17 protein-coding genes and 1 tRNA gene are annotated in these 20,520 nt (G+C 57.2%); 9 read left to right on the top strand and 9 right to left on the bottom strand.

Annotated features, from left to right (window positions below; all coding sequences use genetic code 11):
- Window positions 1-6 precede the first annotated feature (6 nt).
- The 7 genes from Q666_RS56580 to Q666_RS56550 all read right to left on the bottom strand — a co-directional run bounded on the left by Q666_RS56580 (window position 7) and on the right by Q666_RS56550 (window position 7,967).
- Window positions 7-1,206 carry a VWA domain-containing protein gene (locus Q666_RS56580; RefSeq protein WP_022998616.1) on the bottom strand — a complete coding sequence of 400 codons (1,200 nt, stop codon included), beginning with the start codon at window positions 1,204-1,206 and terminating at the stop codon, window positions 7-9.
- Between the two features lie 3 nt (window positions 1,207-1,209).
- Window positions 1,210-2,091 carry a MoxR family ATPase gene (locus Q666_RS56575; protein ID WP_022998615.1) on the bottom strand — a complete coding sequence of 294 codons (882 nt, stop codon included), beginning with the start codon at window positions 2,089-2,091 and terminating at the stop codon, window positions 1,210-1,212.
- 130 nt (window positions 2,092-2,221) lie between these two features.
- Window positions 2,222-4,642, bottom strand: coding sequence for an aerobic carbon-monoxide dehydrogenase large subunit (locus Q666_RS56570; protein WP_022998614.1), 2,421 nt, complete (start codon window positions 4,640-4,642; stop codon window positions 2,222-2,224).
- Complete coding sequence (locus Q666_RS56565; RefSeq protein ID WP_031268485.1) at window positions 4,639-5,139, bottom strand: (2Fe-2S)-binding protein; 501 nt, start codon at window positions 5,137-5,139, stop codon at window positions 4,639-4,641. Before Q666_RS56565 ends, Q666_RS56570 begins: the two co-directional genes overlap by 4 nt.
- Before the next feature lie 31 nt (window positions 5,140-5,170).
- Window positions 5,171-6,037 carry a xanthine dehydrogenase family protein subunit M gene (locus Q666_RS56560; protein ID WP_031268484.1) on the bottom strand — a complete coding sequence of 289 codons (867 nt, stop codon included), beginning with the start codon at window positions 6,035-6,037 and terminating at the stop codon, window positions 5,171-5,173.
- A gap of 422 nt (window positions 6,038-6,459) precedes the next feature.
- Window positions 6,460-7,722, bottom strand: a complete 1,263-nt coding sequence (locus Q666_RS56555; RefSeq protein ID WP_022998611.1) for an MHYT domain-containing protein — start codon at window positions 7,720-7,722, stop codon at window positions 6,460-6,462.
- Between the two features lie 155 nt (window positions 7,723-7,877).
- Window positions 7,878-7,967 (bottom strand) — tRNA-Ser (locus tag Q666_RS56550).
- Window positions 7,968-8,826: 859 nt separating this feature from the next.
- On the opposite strand from Q666_RS56550, the gene Q666_RS56545 reads away from it, so the two are divergent.
- From Q666_RS56545 to Q666_RS56520, 7 genes are all read left to right on the top strand, one after another.
- Window positions 8,827-9,873 carry a septal ring lytic transglycosylase RlpA family protein gene (locus Q666_RS56545; protein ID WP_022998610.1) on the top strand — a complete coding sequence of 349 codons (1,047 nt, stop codon included), beginning with the start codon at window positions 8,827-8,829 and terminating at the stop codon, window positions 9,871-9,873.
- A 200-nt stretch (window positions 9,874-10,073) separates the two neighbouring features.
- Complete coding sequence (locus Q666_RS56540; RefSeq protein WP_208984167.1) at window positions 10,074-11,153, top strand: D-alanyl-D-alanine carboxypeptidase family protein; 1,080 nt, start codon at window positions 10,074-10,076, stop codon at window positions 11,151-11,153.
- A gap of 74 nt (window positions 11,154-11,227) precedes the next feature.
- Window positions 11,228-11,914, top strand: coding sequence for a dTMP kinase (gene tmk, locus Q666_RS0133865; RefSeq protein WP_022998608.1), 687 nt, complete (start codon window positions 11,228-11,230; stop codon window positions 11,912-11,914).
- A complete protein-coding gene (locus tag Q666_RS56535) occupies window positions 11,914-12,975 on the top strand; it encodes a DNA polymerase III subunit delta' (protein WP_022998607.1) in 1,062 nt (353 codons plus the stop codon). The genes tmk and Q666_RS56535 overlap by 1 nt, the downstream gene beginning before the upstream one ends.
- Before the next feature lie 144 nt (window positions 12,976-13,119).
- Window positions 13,120-13,926, top strand: coding sequence for a TatD family hydrolase (locus tag Q666_RS56530; protein ID WP_022998606.1), 807 nt, complete (start codon window positions 13,120-13,122; stop codon window positions 13,924-13,926).
- The gene (locus Q666_RS56525; protein ID WP_022998605.1) at window positions 13,923-14,765 is read left to right on the top strand and encodes an MBL fold metallo-hydrolase; all 843 of its coding nucleotides are present in this window, start codon (window positions 13,923-13,925) and stop codon (window positions 14,763-14,765) included. The genes Q666_RS56530 and Q666_RS56525 overlap by 4 nt, the downstream gene beginning before the upstream one ends.
- Window positions 14,755-15,276 carry a RecX family transcriptional regulator gene (locus Q666_RS56520; protein ID WP_022998604.1) on the top strand — a complete coding sequence of 174 codons (522 nt, stop codon included), beginning with the start codon at window positions 14,755-14,757 and terminating at the stop codon, window positions 15,274-15,276. Before Q666_RS56525 ends, Q666_RS56520 begins: the two co-directional genes overlap by 11 nt.
- 244 nt (window positions 15,277-15,520) lie before the next feature.
- Here the strand turns inward: Q666_RS56520 and Q666_RS56515 are convergent, their stop codons facing one another.
- Window positions 15,521-16,387 (bottom strand): aminoglycoside phosphotransferase family protein, encoded by an 867-nt coding sequence (locus Q666_RS56515; RefSeq protein ID WP_031268479.1) that lies wholly within the window; start codon window positions 16,385-16,387, stop codon window positions 15,521-15,523.
- Window positions 16,388-16,712: 325 nt separating this feature from the next.
- Here Q666_RS56515 and Q666_RS56510 point away from each other — a divergent pair, with 325 nt between their 5' ends.
- Window positions 16,713-17,207, top strand: a complete 495-nt coding sequence (locus Q666_RS56510) for a GNAT family N-acetyltransferase (protein WP_023014592.1) — start codon at window positions 16,713-16,715, stop codon at window positions 17,205-17,207.
- A 237-nt stretch (window positions 17,208-17,444) separates the two neighbouring features.
- Window positions 17,445-18,521 (top strand): D-alanine--D-alanine ligase family protein, encoded by a 1,077-nt coding sequence (locus tag Q666_RS56505; RefSeq protein WP_022998601.1) that lies wholly within the window; start codon window positions 17,445-17,447, stop codon window positions 18,519-18,521.
- A 10-nt stretch (window positions 18,522-18,531) separates the two neighbouring features.
- Here the strand turns inward: Q666_RS56505 and Q666_RS56500 are convergent, their stop codons facing one another.
- Entirely contained in the window at window positions 18,532-20,502 is a 1,971-nt protein-coding gene (locus tag Q666_RS56500; RefSeq protein ID WP_031268477.1) for a PAS domain S-box protein, read from the bottom strand.
- Window positions 20,503-20,520: the final 18 nt, after the last annotated feature.

Genomic DNA, 20,520 nt, shown 5'->3' with positions numbered 1-20,520 from the left:
CATTGTTCAAAGTCTCGCAAGATAAGGCTCAAGGGCTTCAAGGCTGGCGAGGTTATGGGCTGGCGCGAAGAAATCGACATGGGGCAGGGCAGCAGCCATGCCTCCGGCCGTCGGTTCATATCCCTGCCAGCCAAGCAGCGGGTTGAGCCAGACAATGCGCCTGCAGCGCCGCCGTAACCTTGCCATCTCATCGCCAAGTGCTTCCGGCGTGCCTGTGTCGTAGCCATCAGACAGGATCAGGACGCAGGTGCGCGAGTGGACGACCCGGGCGGCGTGCCATCTGTTGAAGTCGGCCAGCGCCGCGCCGATCTTCGTGCCGCCACCGATCCCTTGCGCCATCAGCCCCATGCGATCGAGAGCACGGCCGGCGTCCCGCTCCGAAAGGGCTGAGGAGACATGCACAAGACGGGTATGAAAAAGAAACGCTTCTGCTTCGCGGAAGCTATCAAGCAAACCGTGCACGAACCGAGTGAAGACACCCGCGTAGTTGTTCATGGACCCGGACGCGTCGAGCAGGATCACCAATCGCAACTGTTTCTCACGTGGGCCTTTACGCACAAGATCTATGGGGATCCCACCATGTGCAATAGAACGCCGGATGGTTCTGCGAAGATCCAGCTTTCGGCCCTTTCGCTTCTGACGATCCCTGCGGGTCAGTCTTATGCGCATTGCCCGTGCGAGCCGTTCGGCCAGCTCATGTGCCTGTTGCACCGCCTCCGGATCGGTGAGATGTCGAAAATCCACTTTGCCGAGGTTTTCGGCAATGCTCGCACCTTCCCGGCGTCCGGAGGGAGCGTCGTCGGTCGCCTCATCCTCTTCGCCGGGAAGGCGTTCGACATCGCCTGCAATTGTCTCCTGACGGTTACCACTTGCATCGATCAGCTCGCGAATGGTCTTCATGCCCTTGCGCGTACTTGTCCCGGTAACCTTCACGCCAGATTTGACACCCTTGCCGATCCAATAGGCATCGAAGATGTCGTCGAAACGCTGCCAGTCGGACAAGCGTCCGCAAAAAAGACTGCGAAAGGCCGCTTTCAAGCTTCCGGGGCGCTGAATCATCCGCGAACACAGCAACCGGCTAGCATCCCGGGTCTCGGCCAATCCGACCTTGAAGCCGCTGTCACGAAGTGAGCGGACAAACCCTGCCAGCCGCAGCCTCAGGACCGGGCCGATGTCTGCGCTAGTTTCAAGGCTTAGGCCGGACATCGCTCAGGCCACCTTTCCAAGCAATCTGTCGGTAACTTCGCGGCTGACACGGGCACTGTCCTCCCGGGTTTTCAGGACACAAGACAGCGTCTCAAAGACAAGCTCCCGGCTCTCGTGCAGGTTTTTGGCCCCAAGGCCGAGAAGAGCCGCCGCCCAATCTATGGTTTCGGCAACGCCTGGAACCTTCACGAGGTCTTCCTTGCGCAGTTTGTTCATGAGTTCGGCGATCTGTTGGGCGAGAGCAGCATCCAGATCCGGGACACGCGCCAGCAGAATTCGTGTTTCGCGGTCGGGCGAGGGGTAATCGACGAAATGATAAAGGCAACGCCGGCGCAATGCGTCCGACAGTTCGCGTGTACCATTTGAGGTCAGAACCACACGTGGGATTGTAACTGCCTGAACCGTTCCGAGTTCCGGGATCGACACCTGGAAGTCAGACAGGATCTCAAGCAGGAATGCCTCGAATTCCTCATCCGCCCGGTCGATTTCATCGATCAGCAGAACCGGCGGCACGTCCTTTCGGATGGCCGCCAGAAGCGGGCGTTCCAGAAGATATTTCTCGGAGAAAATCGCTTCCTCGACAGTTTCCGCGCTGTCGCCAGATCCTTCCCGCGCCTTGATGGCCAGAAGCTGGCGCTGATAGTTCCACTCGTAGATGGCATCAGAACGGTCGAGGCCCTCATAGCACTGCAGGCGGATAAGATCGGTGTTCTCAAGACGCGCCAGAGCCTTCGCCACTTCCGTCTTGCCGACACCGGCTTCACCTTCCAGAAGCAGTGGCCGCCCGAGCATTCCAGTCAGGAGGAGTGCCGTCGCAAGACCTTCGTCCGCGATATAACCGGCATCCGCGAGCTGAAGCGCTATCTGATCCTTGGTCTGGGTCATGCTGGTCCGTTCGGTGAGAAGGTCGCATCCATCGTCTTTCAGGTGCTGATCCAGAATCAGTCACGAGAGGACGACCGGAACATCACCGCAGGCTTTGTCCTGGAGGAGCCAGCCTGCGGTAAGAAGTGCTTTATGCGTGCGCACCCAGGTCCTTGGCCGCCTGCCAGATACGCCAGGCGTCATGCGGCATCTGGATATGGGTCGATCCGAGGAACTTGAAGGCGTCGTTGACCGCATTGGAGAAGGCCGGCACACCACCGACATTCGGACTTTCGCCTACGCCTTTTGCTCCGATCGGATGATGCGGGCTGGGGGTGACAGTGAAATCCGTTTCCCAATGCGGTGTTTCGACCGCCGTCGGCAGGAAGAAGTCCATGAAGGACGCCCCCAGCACGTTGCCCATCTCGTCGTAGCGGATCTCCTGACCCATCGCGATGGCAAAGGCCTCGGTCAAACCGCCGTGGACCTGTCCCTCGATGATCATCGGGTTGATCCGGGTTCCACAGTCGTCCAGCGCATAGAACCGCCGTGTCTTTGCAACTCCGGTGTCGACATCGATATCCATTACACAGAGGTAGGCGCCGAATGGATAGGTCATGTTGGGCGGGTCATAATAACTGACCGCTTCAAGACCCGGTTCGATGCCTGGCGGCGGAGCGTGATAGGCAGCCCAGGCAATCTCCTTCATGGACTTGCGTGCCTGCGGATTGCCTTTCACCTGGAAGCCGTCCACGTCCCATTCCAGATCGTATTCGGAAACTTCCAGCATGTGCGCCGCGATCATCTGCGCCTTGTTGCGGATTTTGCGAGACGCAAGCGCAATCGCGGCACCGGCGACAGGTGTGGAGCGTGAACCATAGGTCCCCAGACCGTAGGGCGCGGTATCCGTGTTGCCTTCTTCCACCATGATATCGGCGGCTGGAATGCCGATTTCCGTGGCGATGATCTGCGCCCAGGTGGTTTCATGCCCCTGGCCTTGCGATTTGGTGCCCATGCGGGAAATCACCGAGCCGGTCGGGTGCACGCGGATTTCCGCACTGTCGAACATCGCGACACCGAGGATATCGCAATTCTTCGACGGTCCGGCACCGACGATCTCGGTAAAGAACGACACGCCGATGCCCATGATCTCACGGGTTTCCCCCCGTTTGAAAGCTTCCTGCTTGGCCTTTTGCTCAGCGCGCAGTTCACGGTAGCCGATCGTGTCCATCGCCTTCTGCATGGCGGTGTGATAGTCGCCGCTGTCATATTCCCAGCCAAGGGCCGAGTGATAGGGGAACTGTTCCGGCTTGACGAAGTTCTTCATCCGCAAGTCCGCCGGATCCATGTCGAGCTTCTGGGCCAGGATATCCATCGCCCGCTCGATGCAATAGGCCGCCTCCGTCACACGGAACGAACAGCGGTAGGCGACGCCGCCCGGTGCCTTGTTGGTATAGACCCCGTCGACAGCCAGATGCGCTGCCGGGAAGTCGTAGGAACCGGTCACGATGTTGAAGAAACCAGCCGGCCATTTCGACGGATCGGCACAGGCATCAAAGCCGCCATGGTCAGCCAGAACATGCACCTTGAGACCAGTGACGGTACCGTCGTTCTTCGCAGCGATTTCCGCCGTCATGTGATAATCGCGAGCAAAGGACGTCGTCGAAAGGTTCTCCATCCGATCCTCGACCCACTTCACCGGCACTCCGGTGACGATGGAGGCAACGATGGCACAGATGTAACCGGGGTAAGCCCCGACCTTGTTGCCGAAACCGCCGCCGATATCCGGCGCGATCACATGGATCTTCTGCTCCGGAATAGTCGAGAGCAGAGAGGCCACCGTTCGGATGACATGGGGTGCCTGGAACGTTCCCCAGACCGTCAACTCGCCCTTGATCTTGTCCATCGATGCAACGCACTGACAGGTTTCGAGCGGTGAGGGGTGCGTGCGGTGATAGGAGATCAGCTCCTTGATGGTGACATCGGCTTCAGCAAAGGCTCTGTCGGTTTCCTCCTGGTCGCCAACTTCCCAGGTGAAGATGTGGTTGTGGTGTTTGCGCGGCCCGTGTGCGCCTTCCATCTTGCCGTCGAGATCCGGCCGCAGAACCGGAGCGTCCGGATCCATCGACTTGAAAGGGTCCGTCAAGACGGGAAGCTCTTCATATTCGACTTCCACCAGTTGAATGGCATCGTCGGCGATATAGCGGTTCTCGGCCACCACGAAGGCGACTTCCTGGTTCTGGTACAGCACCTTGCCATCGGCCAGCACCATCTGCACGTCACCGGCGAGTGTCGGCATCCACGCAAGATTGACGCCTTTCAGGTCTTCCGCCGTCAGGACGGCGATCACGCCAGGCAGTTTCAACGCTTCGGACGCGTCGATCTTCGTAACCTTGGCGTGGGCATAGGGAGAACGGACGAAATCGCCGAACACCATCCCGGGCAGTTTCACATCATCGACATACTGGCCCTTGCCTTGCGTGAAGCGAATATCTTCCACACGCTTGCGCTTGCAGCCCATGCCTTCTAGGGCGGCTTCGCGCTGTTCCCGTGTCGGGGTCATGTCGTTCATTCTGCAGCCTCCTGAAATTCGGTGCCATTCAGCTTCGCAGCGGCGTACTGGATCGCCTTGACGATGTTCTGGTAACCGGTGCAGCGGCAAAGATTGCCCGAAATGCCCATGCGGATTTCCTCTTCCGTGGGGTTCGGGTTTTCCTTCAGCAGCGTGTGTGCACGCAGGATCATTCCCGGCGTGCAGAAGCCGCACTGCAGCCCGTGCATCTGCCGGAAGCCTTCCTGAAGCGCGGACAAGGTACCATCCGCATTGGCCATGCCTTCGATGGTGGTCAGTTCCGCGCCGTCTGCCTGAACGGCAAACATGGTGCAGGACTTCACGGACATGCCGTTCAGCTCAACCGTGCAGGCACCGCAGTGAGAAGTCTCGCAACCGATATGCGGCCCGGTGAGGTTGAGATCCTCTCGCAGGAAATGGATCAGAAGCGTGCGCGGCTCAACAAAACGCTGCACCTTCTTGCCATTGATGGTCATGGTGACCGGGATCTGTTCAATATCGCTCATAGTCGTTTCCCTCGATCCTGGTTCAGCTGGATGCGCGCGATGCGGCTTTTGCGAGCGCCCGCTGCAACATCACGCCTGCCATCTTGGTGCGATATTCTGCAGGTCCACGTCCGTCCGAAGCGGGCTCGGTGATCGCCTCAGCCGCCGCGACCGCGCGGGCAACGGATGCCGTATCGAGCGTCGAACCAGCCAGAATCTCTCCGGCTTCCTGCGCAAAAAGCGGTGTATCCGCGACATTGGTGAGCGCAATCGAACAGAAGGACACACTGCCACCTTCCAACGTCAGGACCACGGCAGCTGCGGCTGTCGCATAGTCGCCAACCTTGCGCTTCAGCTTTTCATAGGCATAGCCGTGCCCTGCAGGCGGGACGGGTATACGAACGGCTGTCAGAATTTCCTCAGGCGCAAGGGCCGTGAAATAGGCTGCCTCATAGAAATCGCGTGCAGGCACTTCTCGTTCGCCGTCCGGCCCGGTCAGAACATAGGTCGCATCAAGGCACTGCATCAGCGCCGGCATATCGTTGCCCGGATCACCATTGGCGACATTTCCGCCAAGGGTGCCGACATATCTGATCTGCGGATCGGCAATGAGAAGCGACGTTTCGCGAATGATCGGCAGTTTTGACGCCAAGAGATCCGAGGCAATCAGCTCATGCTGCGTGGTCATGGCGCGAATGGTGATCGTGCCGCCGTCGTGGGAAATGCCTTTGAGATCGGCAATGCCACCAAGGTCGACCAGATGTTCCGGCGCTGCCATGCGCAACTTCATCATGGGGATCAGGCTATGGCCACCGGACAGGGGCCGCGCTTCGTCGCCATGGCTGACCAGGATCGCGACAGCTTCCGCCACGGACGATGGCCGGTGATAGGTGAATGCACCAGGTATCACGTCTTTCTCCTCCCTCTGCCGGCCACCTCAGGGCCGGATGCCGGTCTTCCCGAAAAGCGATTGGTTTCGCCTTCCACCGGCAACGTCGTGTCCGGACGCTGGAAACGGCCGAATTGTTCACGTTTGAGAAGGGTGCGGAACAGTGCGGCGCACACTCAAGAACGCTTGCACAAACAACCTGTCTGGCCACACGGATGACGTGCCGCCTTGCACGAAATGCGACAGCTTTTCTGACGCATTTCACGGCTTAAATTCAGATGATTTCGAGAAAGAAAGGTAATTACAATAGCTTACAATAGGGGTCCAGGCCGCACACGCCACCACCATGAAGAGTGTCCGTTTGATGCGCATTTGCACGAACGGCGTATTTTGCGGTCTTGCATGCACTGCAACACCGAAAGTGAACCTAACCGATGATCTGGTTATTGGGCGGCAGCGGGCTGTTCATGGCCCGCGTGGCTTTGATGCCTGTTTTGCCCAAGCGCCTTCAATCGCGCTTTCACCCGCCCCCAACGAGACCGGCTGACAGGAACACTCTGCCCCGCCTGGCCAGCAAGGATAAGAACACCACCGTCACCGGAGCGCTTGTAGCTGACAACGCGGCTGAGGTTGACGATGTGGCTGCGGTGGACACGGTTGAATGTGCGCGGATCAAGCTGCTGTTCCGCTTCACTGATGGATAGGGGGCAGAAGAATTCTCTGCTGCCATCGTAAAGACGTGTGTAATGAGCGTCCGCGTGAATGGCATATATGTCCAGCACACCGATCTTGGTCTTCTGGCCGTCCCGCTCGATCGGCAGCATTCCCTTGCCAAGTGGCTGACCAGGCCGGACCGCTTGAGCCGCCGCCTGCAATCCGGATGCGGATTTGACGCTGACAGCCATTACGGCTTCCGCTGACTGGCCCTGCTTGTCTTCATTTGCCGCACGCAGCTCTTCCTCTGACATCTGGTTCCTGACCATGCCGCGATCGGTCTGGTCTTCCTGGGCTGGAACGAGGGCTAGCAGGAACAGGCCCGACACCAGAAATGCTACGCAGGAAACGAGAATCGCCAACATTCCGGGGCTCAGGGCTGGCGCAAGAGTACCTGAAACCGGTTGCAGCGTTTCATAGGTCAATCCTGCCATGGCCGTGTAGTGCATGGCCGCAATCGCAAGCGCCAGAACCGCTGCCGAAAAGACGAGAGGAGGGCGCCTGCCCAGACCGAACAACAGCCACATGGCGAGACCGGCAGCGTTGAAGGCAATCAGGAAGCTTGCAAAAACGTAGGCCGGGTCGTGCTCCATTTGCAGCGAACCATGCAAGGCGTACATGCCCAGATAATGCATGGTGCAGATACCGCTTCCCATGACGAAGGCGGAGAGACCGAGGCGAATCGGGGTCAGCCGCGCATTGCTCGCTGCAAAAACAGCAATACCGACAACGAGTACACAGACGAGAAACGACAGCAGTGTCGGCAGAACGAGAAAATCAACGGCGACAGGCAAACGAGCTGCCAGCATTCCGACGAAATGCATGGACCAGATGGCAAGGGCGACGGTCAATGCTGCCCCTGCAAGCAACAGCCGACGTCTCGGGTCAATCGCGCTGCGAACCTGAACGGCAAGGTTCAAGCCTACGAAACTGCCCTGAAAGGCCATCACCAGGGACAGCGCAACAAGCCAGGGCTCGTGCATCACTGACATGCCGGCTATCTCCTCCCAGTAGCCGCCGCCGCAACAAGCGACGGTTCCTCCGGATCAGATGATAGGGGAAAGAGAAATCTGCATCAAATTACGCGTGATACCAATGCACACGTGCACGAGCGGCGGGATCAATTTGAAATGTGCTGGGAAAAGAATGGCGGTGAGGGTGGGATTCGAACCCACGGTACGCTCTCACGCACGGCGGTTTTCAAGACCGCTGCCTTAAACCACTCGGCCACCTCACCATGCCGGCGCCTTGGCGGCCCGGCTGTGCAAACCGTTTCCTTTTTCTAACTCGGAAAGTCAAGCCGGAATCACCAGCATGAAGTTCAGGCGGGCGAAATCGTGTGGATGTGCGGGGGAAGCGAACTCCTTTGGGATGTTCCCGCGCCGCTTGCACACAGGGGCAGGACGGGCAGTGCGGGCGCAGGAACATCGCCAAAGGGTAGGGGCCGCCGGTCCGGTGTCGTGGGCAGGGTTTTGAACCGGCGGCCGAAGCTGGAGGTGGGGTCCAGCATTGCTGTGACAGGGCGGTCATCAGCAATGAGTTCACCCTAGGCTGATTTGACAGGTCTGAATGTGATGTACGTCACAACTGATCCGAATGACGATTTCTTCTCACCTGTGTCCTGTGCGCAACAGCCGGCAGCAGGCAAATTGACGCAGTTTTTAGTTATATATTTCAGACTGTTACAACAAACAGCCTTCGAGAAATGAACCTCGGGTCGCCTGAATCCGGTGGAGAGTTGAATTTGGGCAACGCGGCGGCCTCGACGGGCAGTTTACTTTGAAGTAATAAAACTACGCTTTAACAAGGGCATATGCGGGATGTGCAGCGGGGGCTAGTGCGTCTTGCGGGGACTGATCTGAAGATCGGAACAATGCCTTGAAAACCGGTGTGGACCGAACCACACGCCGGAATGATCGCGTGAGCTGGGGGGCCGCCAGCGCGTAAGTGAGTAGGACGGCAGTATGCAAGGGACAGGCGGGAAATCTTGCCGGGTGACAAACCAGGTGGCAGGAACGTCTTCAGGGGAACCAGCTGTGACGCTTGATGGTAAATCGCGTCCTGCACGGAAACTCAGCGCCCAGTTGCGCACGGGATTGATTGTGGCAGCAGCGGTTTCGGCCGTGGCAGCCTGCAGCACCGCGCCGCAGCAGCAGAAATCAAAATTCAGCCCGGAAAAATATGGTGTCAAAGGCAGCCCGAAAATGGTTGCCGAAGGCCAACCCGTGCCGAAAGGTGGCGGACGCTATATCGTCGGCAAGAAATACAAGATTGCCGGCAAGTGGTACTACCCAAAGGAAGATCCGGACTACAAGAAGACCGGCCTGGCTTCCTGGTATGGGCCGACTTTCCACGGTCGCAAGACAGCCAACGGCGAGGTTTTCGACCGTAACTCCCTTACAGCTGCGCACACGACGATGCCGCTGCCGTCCTATGCCCGCGTGACGAATGTGGAAAACGGCCGCTCGATGATCGTTCGCGTCAATGATCGCGGCCCATTCCACGGCAACCGCGTGATCGACCTGTCTGAGCGCGCGGCAACGATGCTTGGCACCAAGAGCGCCGGCATCGGCAAGGTAAAGGTCGAGTACGTCGGCCGTGCACCGCTGCACGGACAGGACGAAGGCTTCCTTATGGCCTCTTACCGTGGCCCAGGTGCGGTCGAACCTGGCGCGACAATGCCGGGCACAATGCTGGCACAGGCCGAACCGCAGCAGGTTGCGCCTCAGCAAATCACACCGCAGGTCACATTCGGAGCTGTTCCGGCGCCAAGCGCACGTCCTTATCTGACCACCGCATCCACGACCACGGCTTTCCGGGCGAAGCAGACCACCTTGACGGTTGCCTTCGATCCGGCGCAGGCATTCGAAGCCGGCAAGCCGACAATCGAAGTTGCGTCCAACAACCGCTTCGAGCCGGTCGAATCGGCCTATTCCGCTCCGGGTCTTGCGCCCGCGGAAGGAGCACTCGGCGTGCTGCGCGTCCCGGCTCCGGGAACGTCCGCAGGTCTCGTGTCAGGCAGTGCAATTTCCTCATTTGCAGCGAACCGCCGAATTTCCGACGCGCATTCGCTGCTTTCAAATGTGGCCGACACGGGCCTTTCGATGCGTGAGCTGGTGGTCAAACTGGAAAACGACGGCTAATCGGCCCGGAACCCGGAGTAGGTCCGGCATCTTCCACACGCCGCGCCTGTATCTATAAATAGGGCAAGCGGTTCATGGCCTCCGCATATTTTGTACCCGGATTTTTGAAAGCGTCTCGTCGCCTTGTAGGGCGAGGGGCGCTTTCTGCTTTTTTTGTCGTCTCTGCGTTCGCTCTCTCAGGGAATGCAGCCGAAACAATCGTGACGAAAGCTCCGATGGCTTTCCTCTATGAGCCCGGCTCCGGTACAATCCTTTTTGCCAAGGAACCTGACCAGCCGTTCGCTCCCGGCGCTCTCGCCAAGGTCATGACAGCCGCAACGGTTTTCAAGGCTGTGAAAGAAGGCGATCTCTCGCTTGATCAGACTTGCAAGGTCAGCGAACACGCCTGGCGAACCGGCGGCGCTCCCTCGGGTCGTGGTGCCACAATGTTCGCCGCAATCAAATCCGATATCTCGGTAGAAGACTTGCTCAAGGGATTGCTGGTTCACAATGGCAACGATTCCGCCATCGTGCTTGCCGAATGCCTGGACGGGTCCGAAGAAGCGTTTGCTGTGCGCATGAACGAATTCGCGCAATCCATCGGCATGAAGAACAGCCGCTTCGGCAACCCGACTGGCTATCCGGAGGTCCCAAGCCAGACCACTGTCCGTGATCAGGCAAGGCTTGCGGAGTACATTCTGGAGAGCCACGCGGATCTTTATCCGATGTTCGCTATCCCGGAATTCACCTGGAACAAGATTTTCCAGCGCAACAAGAACCCCTTGCTCGGTGAAATCCGCAACCTTGACGGCCTCGGCGGCGGCAATGATGCAGAATCAGGATATTCCGGCCTCGGTTCGGTGGACAGGAATGGGCGCAGAGTTATTGCTGCGGTTGCGGGTCTTTCGTCGGACAAACACCGTCTTCAGACACTCAAGGAGGTCATCGAAGGCGCCTGGGAGTATTTTTCCGTTCAGACGTTGTTTTCAGCGGGCGATGTTGTTGCAGACGGCCGGGTGTTTGGCGGTGTGACCAGCAGTGTTCCGCTGGTGTCCGAGAAAAGCGTTGACGTGCTCCTGCCGCGAGGTGGCACACTCGATTACAGGATACGCGTTATCTACAACGGACCGCTCCCCGCACCAGTCAACGCTGGAGAGCAGGTTGGCGAAATCCGGGTAATCGGCAAGGATGGGATCGTCTACCGCTCTCCATTGGTAACCGGTGGCGCTGTTGCGGAAGGCACCATGATCGGCAGGGCTCTGGACGGCCTGCAGGAGCTGCTGTTCGGCTGGATCGGGTAAACGGTGCACAAAGATTGCAATTGCTGCTAAAGCCGGTGACAAAGACCAACAAGAACTAGCGGAGCCGGGATAGGGTGCCAGGACATTTCATTACCTTTGAAGGTGGCGAGGGGGCCGGAAAATCGACCCAGATCGCCCGCCTGAAAACCTATCTTGAAGGTCTGGGGCTATCCGTTGTCGTAACCCGCGAACCAGGCGGCTCGCCAGGGGCTGAGAAAATCCGTGCAATGCTGTTGTCTGGCGGCGCAAAGGACCTCGGTCCTCGCGGCGAAGCAATGCTTTTTGCCGCGGCACGCGCGGACCATGTCGATACCACCATCAAACCGGCGCTGGAGCGTGGCGACTGGGTTCTCTGCGACCGCTATGCCGATTCGACCTGGGTTTATCAGGGCGAGGCGGGCGTTGATCGCGACTATCTGAAACTGCTGGAAACGGCCGCTGTTGCCGGCATCTATCCCGACCTGACGATCCTCATCGACGTTCCGGTAGAAGTCGGGCTTGGACGTGTAGCGGAACGTTCTCGCACGGATGACAGCGGTGGCCCGGACAGGTTCGAAGGGGAAGAGCTCAAGGTTCATCAGCGAAGACGTGAGCTTTTTCTCGAACTCGCAAGAAGCGAATCCTATCGATTTGCCGTGATCGACGGTGCCAGGGAGCCTGCTGAGGTCGAAACGGCCATTCGCAATGCCGTGCAGGAAACCTTTGCCGGCGACCTGAATGAAGGCGGCGCATCGGGCGTCACTGCTGAAGAGGCGCACTGATGGCCCGTGCCAATGCACCGATCGACATTCCTGAAGTTGATGCTCTTCCTGGCTATCCGTTGCCCCATGAGCGGGACATCCTGATCGGACACACCAAAACGGAACAGGCTCTTCTGGAGGCCTACAGGTCCGAGCGACTTCACCATGCCTGGATCCTGGGCGGTCCGAAGGGGATCGGCAAGGCGACGCTTGCCTTTCGTTTCGCGCGTTTCGTGATCGCAAATCCGGACAGATTCGGACAGCAGGTTGCCGCCGCGCACGACCTTGCGGTTGCGCCCGACCATCCAGTGTCCCGACAGCTGAAGGCAGGCGGGCATCCGAACATTCTGCATTTGCGTCGCCCCTGGGACGAGAAATCCAAACGGTTCAAAGCCGACCTGCCGGTGGATGAGGTGCGCAGAACCGTTTCCTTCTTCGGTACCACAGCATCCGCCAAGGCCTGGCGGATCTGCATTGTCGATGCTGCGGACGACATGAACATCAGTTCCGCCAACGCGCTCCTGAAGATCCTTGAAGAACCACCGCAACGATGCCTGTTCCTGGTGCTGAGCCATGCACCAGGCCGGCTGCTGCCGACAATCCGGTCCAGATGCCGGCGCCTCGATCTGGATCCCTTAAGCGAGCAGGAGGTCGGTCAGGGCCTGCAGGACCTGTCTGGCGGATCGGTTGCCTCGGCGGATGACCTTCGTGAACTCGCTCAGACAGCCGACGGCAGCTTGCGATCTGCCATCACATTGCTTTCGGGAGATGGTCTTGCAATAGCCAAGGGCGTTCGTCAGCTCGCCGACCGTCCGCAACAGCTCGATCTGGCCGCTGCACATGCATTGGCGGACCTGGTGGCCGCACGCGGCCAATCCGACAATTGGGAAAGCTTCCAGCACATCGTTCAGATCTGGCTGCATGACCGTATGCGCCGGGATCTTGGCAAGGGTGTGCGTGACGCACACGGGATCGTCGAGATCTGGGAAAAAATGAACAAGGCGATCCGGGATGCGGACGCGCTCAATCTCGACAAGAAACAGGTCGTGCTGGATTTTTTCTTCGCTTTGCGCGCAGCCTGACCCGTCAAGGCCCACCAGGCGGCAACACAGATTGGAAATCGTCACAAGCGAGAGTTCGTGACTTGGGCAAGCCCCGATTCTCTTGTTAAAAGGCGGCAACAACACCTATATGCGCCATACCGATCAAACTCATTTGGATCCTCAATGCTTGTCGACAGCCACTGCCATCTCGATTTCCCGGATTTTGAAGGTGAACGTGCCGATCTGATCGCGCGGGCCAAGGCGGCCGGCGTGGAACTGATGGTTACCATCTGCACCCACATCCGCAAGTTTGACCAGGTTCTGGCAATCGCCGAGGAATATCCGGAAGTCTATTGTTCCGTTGGCACCCATCCGCACAACGCCGGCACGGAGCGCGGCATTCCAGCCGATGAAATCGTGCAATTGGCGAACCATCCCAAGGTGGTCGCCATCGGCGAGGCCGGTCTTGACTACTTCTATGACAAGGCCCCACGCGATGCACAGGCGGAAGGCCTTCGCATCCACATAGAAGCCGCACGGCGCACCGGCTTGCCACTGGTCATTCATTCACGCGACGCGGATGACGATATGGCAGCCATCTTGCGCGAAGAAATGGGGAAGGGGGCCTTCCCGGCCCTGCTGCATTGCTTTTCGTCCGGCCGAGACCTTGCACTGACCGGAATAGAGCTTGGCCTTTATGTGTCCTTTTCCGGAATTTTGACTTTCAAGCGCTCGGAAGAGATCCGTGACATTGCCCGTGAATTGCCGGCTGACCGGTTGTTGGTGGAAACCGACGCCCCATATCTCGCACCGCAGCCGAGACGCGGCAAACGCAACGAACCAGCCTATACAGCGATGACTGCAGCGGTTCTGGCGGAAACCAGGGGCGTTTCGGAAGAAGAGATAGCTCGGCAGACCACAGAGAATTTCTTCAGGCTCTTCAGCAAGGTGCCTCGTCAGAACCTGCAGACAAAAGCGATTGCTTCATGACCTTGACGCTGACCATTCTAGGATGCGGCTCTTCCGGAGGCGTGCCGCGTGTCGGCAATGATTGGGGTGATTGCGATCCCCGCGAACCGAAGAACCGCCGCAGCCGCTGTGCGCTTCTTGTGGAAAAGCGTGTGGATAACGAGTGCACAACGGTGTTGATAGACAGCGGACCCGACATCAGGTCGCAATTGCTGGCTGCCAACGTCAAGCACCTGGACGCAGTTGTCTATACACATTCGCATGCCGATCATCTGCACGGTATCGACGATTTGCGGGCCTTTTGGGTGCAATCCGGCAAAAGAGTTCCCGTCTATATGGACGAAGCGACAAGCTCGAGGGCACTCACAGCGTTCAGCTACTGCTTTGAAACACCGGCAGGCTCCAACTATCCGCCCATTCTGGAACGCCGTGATCTTCGTCCGGATACAGCAGTCACCATTGAGGGAAACGGCGGTCCGATCACCTTCGACCCTTTCGAGGTTGTCCACGGAGAGATCAATGCACTCGGATTTCGCATTGGTGACACAGCTTACATCCCCGATGTCTCGGACATTCCGGAGAACAGCCTCAACCAGTTGAAATACCTGGATCTTCTGATCCTGGATTGCTTGCGCCGCAGACCTCATCCAAGCCATTTCTGCCTGGCGGATGCGCTGTCCTGGACTTCCAGAATTGCTCCCAAACGCACCATTTTCACCAATCTTCACAATGACTTGGACTACAAAGTCCTGTCAGCGGAACTGCCTGAAACCATAGAACCTGCCTATGATGGTATGCTCCTTTCCGTTGAAGACACAGGCACAGGCAAAGAAAGCGCTCTAACCACCGATGGCTGGTAAGCCACGCTACAAACAACCGACGGAAGATCGGCTGATCAAGTCTGCGCTTCATTACCTGGAACGCTATGCGACATCGGCCGCCAATCTTCGCAAGGTTCTTGAACGCAAGGTTTTGAAAGCCTGCATGAGCCTGGAACTCGAGCCCGCCGATTATGCCGACCTGATCGATGCAGTCGTTGAAAAATGCGTTCAGACAGGTCTCGTCAACGACAAGACCTACGCGGAAACCAAGACTGCCGGGCTGCGGCGCCGTGGTGGCTCAACGCGAAAAATCGAAGCTCAGTTGGCTGCCAAAGGCGTTGACAGAGAAACGATACACACGGTGCTGGCACAAGACGAACGCAGCGACGAGGAAGCCGCTCGGATCTTCGCAAGACGCAGACGGCTTGGACAATACAGAACCACACGAACGCGAGATGACCGGCGCGACAAGGATCTGGCTGCAATGTGCCGGGCAGGCTTTTCCTTTGAAATCGCTCGCAAGGTGATCGACGCGAACGACAGCGATTGATCTTTACGACAGCACGACTGACGGGCGGAATGACGCTCCGCAACACAAACTGACAGGTAACGCCAACCGGATCCGACACTAAGGCATTGGCAAAGCGTGGCAAACACGCTCAGCTATAAAAGTTCCATAATATTGATTATGCGAATTAGTGATGAGGATTGGGAGCCCTCCACCTTCCCAGCAACAAATGTCACCTATCGGGCTTTCTCACCACCGCTCAAGCGCTGGACCTTGGCTGTGTTGGCTAGTCGAGGTCATTGCAGATAGCTTGCAGAGCTTTGGCTTGCGTTCCATCGGTGTCCGGGTTTGAAAGACCGGACATGCAAACCAGAGCTTTCCAGAGCGCCCATGCTCTGGCCCGTTGCCAGGTCTGATCGTCTACCAGGCACGCATCCCGGAAAATCTTCCGACTTTCGGGATCGAAATACGTCCAGGCCATAACGAAGTCACAGGCAGGATCACCGATACCGCAGGTTCCGAAATCTATGAGAGCTTTGACGACGCTATTGGTGACGATGATGTTTCCGATCGCTACATCTCCGTGGAACCAGACGGGCCTGGCCGTCCAGGCTGACGTCATGCCGCGCAGCCAGACCTCAAGGCACCGCACTGCGTCCACCTTGCTGCCGAGGATATCCAAACTCTTTTGAACTTCGTCGCCGTAAGCGCTGGGATGGCAACCGCGATAGAATGAGTGCTTGCCTGCAATGAATCCGCCACCCGTATCGATCGCTCTCAAATCACACAGGGTTTTACCAAGCGAAACCGCGAATGTTTCCGGATTTACACCGTCAGCGCTTTCAAGTGTATCTCCCTCGACCCAACGCCTTATCGACCACGGTAGCGGAAATGTCTCGCTTGGCTGGCCGACAGCGACGACACTCGGCACTTCAACGGACAGATGCTCACCCAAGACAGCCAGCGCACGCGCTTCTTTCTTCACTGCTTCGGCATAGGATTCATTTCGTGGCAAACGCACGGAAAGAGCGTCACCGAGCCTGAAGGTGGCGTTGTCCCAGCCCTGTTTGGAAACCGGTTCAATTGGTAGATGGTCAAGATGTGGAAACTGCTGGCGTATGAGAAGCGCAACTGTGTTTCGGTCGATTTCCATATTGTCCACGGTTGCTTTTCCAATCAAATCTTACCATTAAATCTAATCAAATCAGCATCTTATGCCAGCCAAATGCCCCCGGAAAAGAAGTCGTTGCCGAGTGAACATGGCTTTTGCGGCGGTTCAAAACCTGCCTCAAACAATGCCTCTCATCTCCGGCAGATCACAGATCCGGATTGGATACCCCTTCCCGCACAAGTTCATAAGCTGCTGTTATTGCGAGGTTATTCCCCGAAAACACTGCACTTCTCGCAGCTAGTCTGAACCGCACACAGTATCGACGCGCCTGATGCCGGTGCTTATGTCTGTATGATATTGTTCTGATATGTCAGCAAGCGAACGTTACACTTTTCGAGAAGTGACCCCGGCAGATCTAGCTCTCTTGGCGGAATGGCAGTCGCGACCACATGTCCGTAAGTGGTGGGACACGGCCGAGCCCTTTACTGCGCAAAAACTCAAAGACACTCGGGTCAAGCGCTGGATTGTTGAGACAACCCAGCGCCCCTTCGCCTACTTGCAGGACTACAGCGTTCACGGCTGGGAAGATCACCACTTTTTTTCGCTACCCAAGGGATCTCGGGGCATCGATCAGTACATCGGCGAAGCAGACATGACAGGTAAAGGGCACGGCCCTGCGTTTATCGCGCAGCACCTGAAGGCACTGTTCGGGGCTGGCGTTCCAGTCGTTGCGACCGATCCCCACCCGGACAACACTCGTGCCATTTCAGCGTATAAGAAAGCGGGTTTTGAAGTGTTTGGTAGCTCTCAGGCGACACAATGGGGCTTGATACTCCCCCTGAAGGTCAGTTCATCAAGGTAAGGCACCCGTTCGGTTTTTCCGGGCAGCATGGTGTTTCTAGATACCATCCCTGCCCCCTCTCCTTCGTCCTGGCGAAACGGTGCTATTTGCTAACAACACTGTCTTATCGTGCGCCCAAACCCCGTCTCAGTGAATTGGACCCGAGTACGCCGCCAGCCAGACTTTGCGTAGCCACAATATCGCGCTATCGCTGATGCAGCTTTTGATTTGAATATTCGATTCTATCGGAGACCTTTTTTGGCCCAACTTTCTCAAAAACTGCGTGTAGCCATCCTGTTTGGCGGGCGATCTGCGGAACACGAAGTCTCGGTTCTTTCCGCCACAAATGTCATGAGCGCGCTCGATCCTTCCAAGTATGACGCGGTTCCGGTCTACGTCACCCGTGAAGGACAATGGCTGTTGAGCAATTTTGAAAATGGACATCTGGCACGGCCGACAACTGGCATTGAAATCTGTCCGGTTCCAGGTGGCCGTGGCCGGGTGGTTGCATTGGATGAAAACGGGTTGCCTCGTGACTTTGCCAAGCTTGACGCGGTCTTTCCCGTGCTTCATGGCCTCCATGGCGAAGATGGTGCGGTACAGGGACTTGCTGAAGTGGCCCGGGTTCCGCTCGTTGGATGCGGTATCGCAGGGTCCGCAAATGCACTCGACAAGGATCTTGCAAAACGGCTTCTAATCGAGGCCGGCCTCCCCACGGCCAAATCACTCACAATTCGGCCGGACGATGTGCCGGACTTCGAACTCCTGAAGCGCGAACTTGGTTTGCCCGTATTCATCAAACCTGCCCGCCAGGGTTCCTCGGTTGGTGTCAGCAAGGTTCAGACGGCAGACGACTTTGAGGCCGCGTTAAAGGAAGGATTCAAGCACGACAACAAGCTTCTTGCCGAGGAGTTCGTTCTTGGCCGCGAAATCGAATTCGCGGTCCTGGAGGAAAGCGACGGCATGCTGTTCGTCTCCAGGCCGGGCGAAATTGTTCCTGCCGAAAGCCATGGCTTTTACACCTATGACGCAAAATATGTCGACGAAGATGGCGCGGCCTTGAAGGTGCCCGCAGATTTGCCGCACGATGTCGAAGGCCGGATGCAGGATCTGGCGGCAAAGGCGTTCAGGGCCCTGGGGTGCGACGGCATGGCTCGTGTCGATTTTTTTGTGACGCAGGAAATGAATTTCCTGCTGAACGAACTAAACACGATCCCCGGCTTTACGAATATCAGCATGTATTCCAAAGCGATGGCTGCAAGCGGCGTCAGCTATCCGGAGATCATCGATCGTCTGATCACCCACGGCATTACCCGGGCAGAACGGGATATCTGATGCACGGCCGTCATGCGCTCAACGCAAGAACACTCTTCACGAATTCTATGCCGATGTTGTCGCCATCCCTGCGAACAAGGCGGCAACTTCTTTCAGCCTTTCCATCGTTGAAATGGAGAGTGAACTGGCTCGGAACATTTCCGGCATTTTTCAGATGAAGCCGTGCTCCGGTTTCTGAAATGTCCCTCACCGAACACTGCAGGCTCTCATTTTCGCCAAACCTGATTTCGGCATGTTTATGCACGCGGGTTCGCTCGCTTTTCCGCCGGTTTTCCATGCCGACGACCCAATTGTCCAGATTGCTGCAGACGGACGCAACATTTTCGGATGCAAGCATCAACTTGCTGCTGATTTCGTCAGTCGCAGCGCATTGCTGTTCTGCTGCAGTTGATGTTCCCTGAACCAGTTCCTGCACTTCGGTGATTGACGACTGGATGGCCTTCAGCGCTTCATCTACAGCTCCCGCAACGGTCTGCATCTCCTCGATCTCGGCGAAAATGCGCGTTGTTGCTTGAGATGTCTGGCTCGCGAGATCCTTGACCTCGTTCGCCACAACAGCAAAGCCTCGTCCCGCCTCGCCTGCGCGTGCGGCCTCTATCGTTGCGTTGAGAGACAAAAGGTTGATCTGATCCGCAACTTTCGAAATCAGCTGAACGACATCGTCCATGGAAGCCGCAGCGTTGCGGAGAGTTTCGGTGGATCTTCCGGCTGCTTCGGAGCGGGTTTGCATGTCATCGACCGCCCGCTGCGCCTCGTCCATTCCACGCGACACATCTTGTGCAGAGCCGGTAATTTCCCTGGCAGAAGCAACTGTCTGCTCAACAGTTCCAAGTGTCTCCTCGGCGGCCGCAATGGCTGTCTGTCGTGACTTCATGTTCTGCGTAACGTCGGTGGCAAACTTGGTAATCTTGATGAGCCTACCGGACGCGTCGAAGATGGGATTGTAGGTCGCCTGCAGCCAGATAGGAGTGCCACTTTTGCCGTAACGCTGATAGATGGCCGACGTATGTTTCCCGTCCCCCAGGTCCTTCCAGAATGAGGCATATTCCTTGCTCTGTGCGTAATCGGGTGACACAAACATGCGGTGGTGTTTACCGACCACCTCAGCGGCAGAATACCCGGTCGTACGCAGGAAGTTCTCGTTCGCGTCGAGAATGATCCCTTCCCTGGTGAAGGAAATCATCGCCTGGCTACGGCTGATTGCCGCAATCTGGCCTTCATATTCAGCGTTTCGAAGCTTTTCGGAGGTTACGTCGGTCGCGAATTTCACGACCTTGAACGGGTGACCAGCCGCATCGAGGATCGAGTTGTAGGAAGCCAGGATCCAGATATCCCTACCGTCCTTGTGCCGGCGTCTGAACTCGCCGCTCTGGTAAGCCCCTTCTCCAAGCTTGCGCCAGAAAGCCTTGTATTCTGGCTTGTTCCGATCTTCCGGATCCAAAAACAGGCTGTGGTGCTTGCCCTTCACTTCCGAAAGTTCGTAACCGAGCGACTTCAGGAAATTCGAATTCGCATCGAGGATCGTGCCGTCCAGGTCAAATTGAATAACAGCTTGCGATCGGTTGATTGCGTCTATCTGCCCCTGGGCTTCAAGCGCCTTTCGTTTCTTCTCGGTAATATCGGTCGCGATCTTGACGATCTTCCGAACGGTCCTCGACCTGCTGATGACCGGATTGTAGGTTGCCTGGATCCAGACTCCCTTGCCTCCCTTGGCAATCCGGGCAAATTCAGCAGACTGGAACTCTCCCTTCGACAAAGCCTTCCAAAGACGTTCATAATCGGACGACTTTGCATAGTCCGGATCGACGAACATCCTGTGATGTCGTCCTTTTATTTCATCCAACGAATACCCGAAGGTCCTGAGAAAATTCTCATTCGCTTCCAAAATTGTGCCATCGGGTTTGAATTGTATGATCGCTTGTGAACGACTAAACGCGTCGACGATTTCTCGGCAGTCACTTTGCGGCAATAACAACGTCATAAGAAATCGCCTTTAGGT

Source organism: Labrenzia sp. C1B70, assembly GCF_000475395.1.
In the GTDB taxonomy this organism is placed as follows: domain Bacteria; phylum Pseudomonadota; class Alphaproteobacteria; order Rhizobiales; family Stappiaceae; genus Roseibium; species Roseibium algicola.
The sequence above is the reverse complement of the archived record's forward strand: the minus strand, read 5'-3'. Positions and strand labels throughout refer to the sequence as shown.